General features: G+C 43.0%; 4 protein-coding genes. 1 reads left to right on the top strand and 3 read right to left on the bottom strand.

Features of this window, described 5'->3' with window-relative positions:
* The first annotated feature begins 90 nt into the window (after positions 1–90).
* Positions 91–333, top strand: coding sequence for a hypothetical protein (locus H6G03_RS04065; RefSeq protein ID WP_199315124.1), 243 nt, complete (start codon positions 91–93; stop codon positions 331–333).
* Between the two features lie 252 nt (positions 334–585).
* On the opposite strand, the gene H6G03_RS04060 is transcribed toward H6G03_RS04065, so the two are convergent.
* The 3 genes from H6G03_RS04060 to H6G03_RS37150 are packed head-to-tail and all read right to left on the bottom strand — an operon-like array spanning position 586 to position 10,429.
* Positions 586–6,912: a DEAD/DEAH box helicase gene (locus H6G03_RS04060; protein WP_242056781.1), complete on the bottom strand. Its 6,327-nt coding sequence runs from the start codon at positions 6,910–6,912 to the stop codon at positions 586–588.
* Complete coding sequence (locus H6G03_RS04055) at positions 6,909–7,835, bottom strand: hypothetical protein (RefSeq protein ID WP_190462342.1); 927 nt, start codon at positions 7,833–7,835, stop codon at positions 6,909–6,911. The genes H6G03_RS04060 and H6G03_RS04055 overlap by 4 nt, the downstream gene beginning before the upstream one ends.
* Positions 7,835–10,429 (bottom strand): hypothetical protein, encoded by a 2,595-nt coding sequence (locus tag H6G03_RS37150; RefSeq protein ID WP_199315123.1) that lies wholly within the window; start codon positions 10,427–10,429, stop codon positions 7,835–7,837. Before H6G03_RS37150 ends, H6G03_RS04055 begins: the two co-directional genes overlap by 1 nt.
* Positions 10,430–10,663 lie beyond the last annotated feature (234 nt).

Here is a 10,663-nt window from a genome sequence, read left to right as displayed (position 1 = left end):
CCATTGACAGAGTATTTAACGGTGATGGAGCATCTTCCTGTAATGTAAGGCTCTGATTTATCTTAGTCTTAGTAATCTCAACTATGTCTAATGTCTAATCCCCCACCTCCTACTCCGCCTAAGCCACTGACTGACTTTGAGTTAGAACTGCTCAAGCAGGAATATTTTTTCTTGCAAAATACTATTGAAGACTACAATAGACAAATCTGGGCGATTAAAGCACTAGGAATTACTGGGACAGGAGCGGTCATTGCTTTGGTATTGCAGCAGAAACAGGGTCTAATTGCTTTGATTGGTTGTGCGATTCCGGCTCTTCCGTACTTAGTGTGCTAAGTTAACTTAAATTTATGCTCAAGGCTTTGCTAGGTAAGGCTTTGAGATTATTTACCCTTAGCTTGTCTTATGGAACTTGCTCCTGACGGGGCGATCGCCTTGAAATCATAGCCAGCTAGGGTGTAGGAAACCAAAAACTAATAATTTGGCACACTAAGTACGGAAGAGCCCAAAAAATTGGCTCAATTTTTTGAAAAGGCGATGTGGTACAAAACGGACGGTGCAAGGGTTTTAGCGACAATTGTCGCCTCTTCAACAGTCTGCTCTTGTAATCACTACATAGGTTGGCTGTTTTATAGAGTAGGTTCCATCTTGGTTGACCTCGACAAAGTTAAGCCCCATATCAAAGATAATCTTGTACTTCTGACCGTCGAGCCTGTGAAGAACCAGATCGCGTCCGTGGCGAAAATGAGAACGTTGATGTTGCGGTTGAACTTTAACTTGAGGTTGAATTCCGATAACATTAAGTTCGGTCAATGCTGCTTCTAATTGGGCTTTTCGTTGAGCAGCTGATTGAGATTTGCTGTCTTCGAGAACCCAAATGTTAACAGCAGAGTTTGAAGAAAGCCACTCGCCTTGCAGTAAGTCAGCTAGGATTCTTGCTCCAGACTCATCGAGATAGCGATCGCGGTACAGCACGCTCTTAATCTGACTACCCGACAATATACGGTCTATTTGCAGCTTCTGCCGCAATTCTGTTAGGCTGAGGTTGCTCCAGCTAGGCTCTGGAAAAACTACAAATGTATCTGGATCTTCTAACTCCGAAGCGGGTACAAGTCTGGCTTGCTGGCGTTGGTTTTGCAACCGATTAAATACTATCTCTACACCTTCACGGCTTCGGGTTTGAAACCATTCAAGCGATTCATTTGAATGTAAATTTTTGTGTAGTTCTAAAGCAATCCGGTTATGCTGATGGGTGCTTAGACACAATGCTGGTAAAGCCTCAATAGATGACTGGTAGAGATGGAGCAACCCCTGGTCTATCCATTGCTGTAGACGTTTTCGCAGGAGGAGCAGGTGCGATCGCTGCTCCTGAGCGGAATCTGAAACATTATTAAGTTCTGGTAGTTGATTAACTATCAACTCCAGTGGCATACCATTGCGCTGCATGGAGTAAACAGCATCAGTCAAAAGCTTGAACCAAGATAGCAGTGAACCGTGATTCAAACCCAAAGAATCTATTAAAGAAGGCAAGTAAATTGTGCTAGCCGAAGCAGCCATACGGCAGAGTGCAGGTAGACGAGTAGCTGTTTGAGATAAACTAACCCGATTGGCATTAGGAGCAAAGTTTTGCAATTCAGGATCGGGTTTAATCTGCTCTACGAGAGGTTTGAGAAATTGTGCCACTACATGACGGTTCAATTCGGTATGAAATGGTTGATTGGAGTAAGTTCTTAAGCAGTCATAGCAACTGGTATCACAACTACAGGAACTCACAATCCAGTAGGCTTTTTCCAAGACCTCCTGAAATTGAGCAGCAATGCGTCGGCTGTATCCTGCTCCCCCTGGAACATTGTCGTAAATAATTATTTCGGCTCGTCCATCTGCTAGAGGTCTAAACAGTCCGTCCAATTCTGTCCGAGGCACATCAATCACTTGGGCTGCTGCGGCTAAGATTGCGTAAGTCAACGATTGCCAAAATCCCAAGCCGTTGATACTTTGATTGGGATTGTCTGATACAGATGAAATTGTTTGTTCATCTCCAAAGTGAAGAACTTCACCAAAGAGAGGCATCGGTTTTGTAACTCGGTCAAATTGAATCTTCAGCAAATCGCTGCGAAATTCATGACCCAAATGAATAAAATAGTAACTCCCGAAACACTCTTTACCTGTAATCGGATGATTATGGCTAGAGCGTGATGATTTAGAACTAGCAGAGGATTTTTTAGTGCGAGCTGTTTGGCTATTTGCTTCCCGCTCTTTTTTCACCATATCACTTAAATCTTTGCCACAGGTTTGACAAATAGCAAACCCCTGCCTGTTGAAGCCCTTACCATTTCCCAGTACTCCTTGATTAGCTAAAAAGAACCTGCCGCTTTGACTGACGGTTAGGGAGTACATACCCGACTCATGGGCCACCTCTTCTATATTTTCTCCATCATTGGCTAAAAAGACTTGTGACGTTGGTTGTCGCTGCGGCTTAGTATAGGGTGTCACTTTTGGAGTAGCTGTCCAGTCTGTAGTGAAGGCTTTAGGAACCTTGTAAGCTTTCATTTTTTGAGCGGTAGCCGGGGTAGGTTCCCAACCGCAGACTGGACATTCTTCCATAACTTCTTCTACAGTTGATGCTCGAAAGTGATTACAGTTTTTACAGACCCAGTAGTATTTCTTCTCCAAGTCGTTAGGTCTAAGAATGCCCACACTCTGGTAAACTCGGTCATCTACAACAATTTCCTGACCTGGGGCATATTCACCCAGAGCAAGGCGGCGATCGCGTTCCAATCTATGCCGTCCCTGAGAGGATTTGAATTGATTACTTTCCCCAGTAAGTAAACGAACTACATCAATTGGGAAACCATAAATTGGCAGAATGCTTGCCTGAACTAATTCATCATGAAGTCGGCGTTTAGCAATTTTATCTAATTCAGCTTCAATTCCATCCCGTCGTTTCTCTAATCCATTTCGTTTTTTCCGGTCAGTCTCTGCCAAAATGTCTTCTCGAAGAGTTATAAGTGGTGATACCAGACTATTCCAATCTTCTAATTGACCTCCCTGAAAAAGTGATAGAGCTTCAAGAAACTGATTTAATACATTTTGGGCAGACTCAGAGCTTTTAAGCCTATTTAGCCAGGATTGGGCAATAGAATAAGTTGTGTCAGTATGTAACCATTCCCGCAGTTCAGAAACCATTGCTGTCGGTGGAGGGCTAAAATCTGGAGCCGCTCCATAATTTTGCAAAGGTAAACTGAAGAAATCAGCAATTGTTACTGCTTCGGCACCAATCCCGTTAGTCTTCAAAAATGCAGATAATAACTCGGCTCGAATGTGGCGTTGCTGAATTTGGAAGTTATCAGCATCTAGTTTAGGAATCTGATTGCTACCAGCAATCAGTTGTTCGGGCTGCTCAAAATAAAACCTGTCATGGGGGCGGCGCTGCCCATACATTAGGGTAACAGCAACCCCATCTGTTCGGCGTCCGGCGCGTCCAGCTCGTTGTTGGTAGTTGCTAACATGGGGAGGAAAGTTGCGGAGAACAACCGCTTGCAGTTCACCAATATCTACGCCCATTTCAAGGGTTGTAGAACAACTGAGCATATTGATTTGACCGCGCCGGAAACGGTTTTCGCGTTTTTCTAGTTCGCCAACGCCTAGCTGTGCTGTGTGTTCTTGGGAACGTAATGGCAACGGCAACCGATTTTTAATTAGATGCTGTTGATAATGCTTGTTTGTTACCTGTTCAATTTTTTCAGAGGTGTAGGGCTGAAGTGTACCCTCACATAATCGAACAGGACATCCCCATACATTAATAGTAGGGTGGGATATTTGTGATAAGCCAGGAACGTGAACAAGTTGCTGGCAGCGATTGCACCGATACCAATGCTGCTTTGTTTCAATAAGATTCAACAGATTCCAATTTAGTTGATGTCCGTGCTTCGCAGGAACCAGTAATCCAGAATCTTGAAGCTGCCTAAAAAGCCAAGTAAAATCTTCTCTGTTGGGAAGTTGTTCGCCGAATAGTCTCAAATAATACCAACCCAGGCGATTTTGTACTTTGCTTAATTCACCTGACTGCTTCACTTTAAGCAGAAAATCGGGAGATTCTTGATATTTTTTGACATCATCCTTGGGTTTTTCTAAAAATAGATAGTTTAAAGAGCGCCCCTGCGGGTCAAGTATTGGATTTCTAGCACCTTCAACTCCTCCAATTTCAGGAAAATATTGAGAGGCTCCCTCAATGCTGACAATACCTGTACGACGAATAATATCGGTAATGCCGACTAGAAAAATTCGAGCTTCATAGCTTGAAATACTGAACCTATCACCTACTCTCTCGAACAGATTGTTATCCGAAAAATCAATATGACAAGCTAATATTCCAAAAGCTTCTAATGATAAGCGACGTGCCAGACGTATAGCAAACTCCCGGACTAATAACTCTTTAGCACGGGCTTCTGCACGAGCTTGACAATCCCGCCTATTCTGTATTTCTTTATCTTCTAATGAGTCGCCTGGAACATAACTCCGATAATTGAGCTTAGAATCTCGCTCTGGATGAGGAATCGAAATTTCTAAAAATTTATCCTTGATTTTGTTAATTACCTGATTGATAGATGCAATGTCATCAGTACCCTTAGCCTCTTGGAAAGCCTGCCAAATTATCTGGCGATAAAGAGTTTCTGAATGATTGCGCTGATAATCTGAAGCAAAAAATGCAGCATCCTGACGCCCATCAGAAAAAGTTAGCAGCTTACGCTTTGATGAGTTTTGTTGATTTGATTCAGGTTCAGGCAGTAGAGCGAAAAGGCTATCAATCATGGCCTGCAAGGGAGCATCCGTGTAGGCAACGAATAAATTGATTGCTCTGGCGCGAACTGGCTTGGCACCACAAGCAGCGCACTTAGGCAAGTAACATCCATCCAGATTTTTGTCATCTTTCTGACGATGCCACGCCAGATGAAATTTACCTTCTGCTGGATCTGTTGATGAGAAGGGTGCTGCTGAAGGGATGCCAATCCAACCATCTCGCTTGTAGATTGTAAAAGTAGATGGTTTTTCAGGTTCTTTTTCTTCCTCTGCTTCGCCGGCTTCCTCTTCTTCTGTAATGCTTTCTAAAAGACCTGAAGTCAAAGTATAAATTCTGGGACTTTCTCTTAATTCTTGACTGGCTCTGGGAAGAGGTTCTAGTTTAGATAAGTTGTTAACTTGAGTCAAAGCATAAGCTTGACCGCATTGATAGCAACTCCCCAACTCTAATACAGGAGAATCACAGTCATCACAGATGATTTTTTCATTCAGATAAAGACGCCCATACTGGAGTGGATACTCTGCATAGTTTGGATCTCGCAAGCCTCCTGAACAATCGGGATTGATGCAAACATAAAGTCCCTCTAAACTGCGGAACAAAAGATGCAGTTTCACTGGCACTAGAGGTAGATCGTCGGGATTTGCACGAGCCAAAGTGCCTAACTGTAGCAGATGAGCTAATGCTTGTTTGGCATCCGTATCATTGATGCTACCATCTAAATTAACAGGTGAATTTATACCCCACAATTCTTTAGATTGAGCTATTTGTTCCCACCGTTGAGATTGACGACTCAGGATGTTAATTAGTCGATGAAAGTGCGGATGTTGCTTGAGTGAAAACCAGAGAAATTTGTGGATATCATTTCCAGCTTGCGATTGTGCTGCTGCTAACTCTTCTGGAGGGACGATCCCACTGAGTCGGTTTAGCCAAACATTCAAAGGAGCGTGAAGAGCAGGCAGGTCTAAAATACTCAAATAGCCTAGAATTTTTTCATAAGTGAATTCTGCTGGCAAAGCGTAGGGGTTGCCTAATCGTTCTGTGGCGGTAACGCGATCGCCCCGAATCACCTGACTAAACTGCTCGCCGAAAAACTCCTCAGCAAATTTCAAGATGCTGGAATCTGCTGAAGCATCCCCTAAACTGGCGCTGGTAGCGATGCAGCGAATTCGCCCTGGTTCTTCTACCCCTACTGCTATTTTTAATCGCTCTAGCAGCATCGAAACTTCGCTACCTGTGGAGCCATTGTAAGTGTGGGCTTCGTCTACTACCAACATCTTAAAGGTTGAAGCTGAAGCACCAAAAATTTTCGTTCGCTCTACAGGGCGAATCAACATATGCTCTAGCATGGAGTAGTTCGTTACTAATATGTGAGGTGGCTTTTCCCATATCTCTTCTCGTGAAATGGCTTGAACTTTTAGTGTTTTATCAATAGCTTGTTCGATTAATTTGTCGCGAGTGCTGAGATTCAAAGAGTCTTTTTCAGCTTCAGTGAATAACTCCCGCAGCTCGTTAGGTTCATATGACTGAAATTCAGATCTTAGAGACTCTTCAGCTTTATCTTTCTTTGTCTCGGTTCTACTCGTATAAAATCCAAATTTAATGACTGCTGTTTCTTGGCGACAAAGCAGTTTACGCAAGCGCTTAACCTGATCATTAACTAAAGCATTCATTGGGTACAAAATAAGCGTCCGCACCCCAGCCAGAGATAAGTTGACTTCTTCCCTAAGCAGCAAATTGAGCATCGGAATGAGGAAGCATTCAGTTTTTCCCGACCCCGTACCTGTGGCAATAACTATATTTTCCTGCTGCTGAATGACTGCCTCGACAGCTTTTTCCTGGTGTTCGTAAAGAGGGCGATGGCTGGGTGTAAACAAACTCACCATGTCAGGATGCAAAATGCCATGACTGACCAATTCTTGAACGCTATGAGCTGGGCAATAAGGTTGCGAGCCTTCTAGATAAGGATGCTGCCAAACAGTTCCTGGCTGTTCCAGCTGTTGTTTCAAACCGTAGCGCAGATGTGGGTCGCGCAGTGGATAAGCTGTGAGCAAGTAACGAATGAAATCTTCACGAGGCTGTTCGACTGCTGCAATGGGGTCAAGATAGTGAGTCATACCAATATACATCCCAAACGTTCAAACGCTTTTTTAACGAGAGGCCAGTGAGTTGATGGAAAATATCGAGTCCGATACCTTTCCTTATCGGGTTCAGAAAGACGCCAGAGCCATTGGGCATAGGTATTGGGCAAGATAACGCCAGAGAGATTCAGCCTTCCCTGCGGTTCATCCCAATGGATTTTGAGAGGATATTCCATTTTGGCGTCTTTGTGGAGCATCGCCAAAATTGCCGCGTCTGGCTCTAACTCGTAAAAACCCTGCTCTGCAAACCAGAGATATTCTCCTGTAGGAAGTTTTAGTAATGTCTGCTCCTGCAATTGCTCGTAAATCAAGGGTTTCCAGCGCTCTTGCTGAGAACTATTTTGTTGGGGCAGGTATTGCTCAATAGTACCCTCATGAAGCCAGTTTCTAATCGTAAAAGGGTTTTCTGGCCAAGGAGAACGCAACACCGCTTTCGATGGCTGGCGGGGATAAGGTAAATGCTCAATACTGTCGGCGACAGTCAGCAAGCGAATCCCGGCTTGCTTCAGGCAGTCTCCGATCCGATGAAAGCCATGCACTTTTGGACGAATGTTTAACTCATTGTTGCTTTGCTCGGTTTTCAGTACCTGATGAGCTAGGGCAAGATAAGCGCGATCGCCTCGGAATAGCAGCCCAGTCAAATTATCTCGCTCTAAAGCTAATAGAGTTGGGGGAGCGATACAATAACGATTTCCAGTCCCAGCTAAAACTTCACCTTGCGCCTGTAGTTCCATTAGAGTTGCCTGGATTTTATGCTCTAACTCATCTTGCGACTGATTAGGTGAGAGACTTGAGCGCATTAGCGAAACAATCTGCTGCTTAGTCAAGGTTGTTGGTACTGCTGGATTAATAGGATGTCGATGCTTGCTAAGCAACAAAGTAATTTTGTCAATATCCATTACCTAACTCCCAACATCCGATTAACTTGTTCCCTTGACAGCGGTCGGCGTTCAATTCCTTGAAAATACTCAAGCCGCTGAAGGTGAATGGATGCAGCTTTTAAGTTACTCAATCGAAGTAAAACCATGTCTTTGTAAGCTGAGTCTTTTGGGGTCTTAATTTCTAAAACAAGTTCTTGTAATTGACTGTCTTTCAGAGCCTTATCTAAAACTTTTAAGAACAAGCTACGCTTTTGAGAACGAACAGTAACTAAGTGCCAAATCCCTTTCTCTACAAGCTGAATGGGCGTAGTTTTGTAAAGTTTGTCTTGAGAAAGTTTTTTTTGATTTTGAGAGGTGTTTACTGAGCTAGCAGAAGATTCAATTAAAAAATCTAATAGTTTTTTTAGTTTATTCAATAAAGCATTTACATCCAACCAATCTGGAAAATAATACTGATGATTGTCTAAACTATCAACAAGAGTTTTTAGCTGAACGCAATTTAAATCTAGATTAAGTTTTTTAACGGCGGCTATGAATTCTTCTGTAGACTCACTGCTGTCCAGGATAGTATAACAATAGTTTGCTACATCCTCATTATCATTGCTTGCTTCAGGCAAATCGTATTGACCGCTACCGCACCACAGACCCAAATTCTTTGGTAACTGTTGAGCACTCAACAGTTGAATTTGATAAATGCCAGGGGATAGATTGAGCGGGACTGTAGTAGTCGCTAGGTTCTGTTCAATAAAAGAGAATTGAATTTCCTCTGGTTTTTTACCAGGTAAAAGTAGATTCCAACAAGATAGGGAATACAGCTTGCCAGGTTGCAGCCCTGAAAGCTGAATAGCTTGATTTGTCCAAATACAACTAATATCTTGAGATAAAATATTCATCTCAAGTAGTCGCTGCGGCTCTAAACCCAAACGCTGGTAATCTAGAGCATACCAGTTGGATTCAAGTAGTAAGTCGTGCAAAGCTGCAATATTAATTGCTAAAACTCCTGATGGATTTGCTTGGAATTGATAGCTAATTATCTCATTGCTATTGGCTAAAAATAAAATAACTTCTTCCAAAGGCCATAACCCGTCGAATTTGATTCTTTCTGCCCAAAATTCTTCTAGAGTAACGTGTTTGATGGGCAAGTCTACTTCAGAAAATCCTGAATCGCTGCGAATTTTTAATGAATTGAGTTCAGTTAATCCAGAGGATTGATAGTTGGATTGCACCTCAAATCGATAAGACCATCGCCTGGACTCAAACCAGAAGCGTCCTTCATAGCAGCCCGGTTCAGTAATCCACTGATTTAAGGAGATGGCAAACCAGCGTTTATTTGGAAGTAGAGTTTCTAAGGTTCGAGCAATAATTGTGCGTTCGGTAATATTTTCAATTAAAACGTTCACAGTTAAGGTTTGATTCAGAGGCGGATACCAGAACGTTGGTGCTTCTAAATAGATTGGTTTTTTTCCTTTCAACCTCAATCCTTTCAAGACTGGTTGCTCATCATCTGCTAGTTTCCAGCAGATGAGTTGCGACTGACCTGTTTCAGGTAGGTTTAGCACGATTGAAGACTCTGGGATAGTGAGTCTGATTTGCCAACCGCGCCACCCTCGCAGACTGGATGGGATGCAACCATCGAGTAGCTCAATTCCGTTAGCCAATTCGGGTTGGATTTCTTTAGGTGTAAAGCAGATAATCTCTTCCGAACCAATAATTGTGGGTTTAGAAAGGCATAGTGGTAAATGGTTTCCTGTTATGGCATCAAATATCAAGCAAGGAAGCTGATTGTTGATGCCTGTGTAGTACCATTGCAGAAGAGATTGACGATTGTGCTCTAAAAGTTGAAAACTCCAGTTTTCTGCCGTTTGATTAACATTAATAAGCAATTCTGGAATTTCTAAATATCCAGATCTTGGAATTATATTTTCCCAATTAGCCTCTGGAATTTGGCAGTATGTTCCTCGTAAGTTACGCCATGCAGGTTTCCAGATGGTTTGTTCTGGCAGCACTAATTGGGTATTCAACGAATCGGTAACATCCAAACTCAAGACTAGGGGTTTGCCACGCCGACTGATAATACTCTGAGTGCGACCAGAGCCAGATCTAGGTGTTAAGACCTGAATCAGAGCGTTCCAATTTCGTAGGAAAAAGTTTTGCGGCAGATAATAACTACCTAACAGTTCTTCCCGTTGATTTTCATCTTGCAAAGCTTGGGGAGCAGCTTGTTGACGTTCTAATTCTTGGGCGATAATGGCGATACCTTGAAGGAGTTGCCCAGAAATAGGCTCAGTTTCTTCATCTTCAGAATAACTAGATTTGAGGAAGTTAATGAGCGTTCCCCATTGTGGGTGTTTTTCTTGGCAAAAGCTTAGCAGTAGCTGCGAAAGGTCTTCATCGGGAGCGTGAGACAGTTCCCACCAGCCATATTCATCAGCAACTTCCTGAACGAGTTGAGCAAAATGACCCAGGTTCTGTTCTGGAACACCGCTCTGAAGCCACAAAGTTGAGACATACTTGTAACCCCCTTTAGCTCGGATTAAACCTAAAAGTTCAATTCCTTCATCAACTACTTGACGTAGGGTACTTTCTACTGCTTGGTTGTGATAAATATCCAAACGTTCGCAAAAGCCTTGCCAAAACTTTTCGCTGGAATAGTAATAAGCATATTCGGACAGGGCAAAGGTAAGAACTTTTAACCAGTTTTGCTCCGATTCGTAGAATTCCTCATAGAGTGAGGCATAATGTCGAATAACAAGGTAGATGTCCTCGTTAACAGGCTAAATGTCCGGGGGAGGAAAGACCTGAAACGAAGGGACAGCAATTGTTTGAGGCCGGAGAGCGCTCTCCAA

Source organism: Aerosakkonema funiforme FACHB-1375, from assembly GCF_014696265.1.
GTDB lineage: Bacteria > Cyanobacteriota > Cyanobacteriia > Cyanobacteriales > Aerosakkonemataceae > Aerosakkonema > Aerosakkonema funiforme_A.
This window is presented reverse-complemented; position numbering and strand designations above follow the sequence as displayed.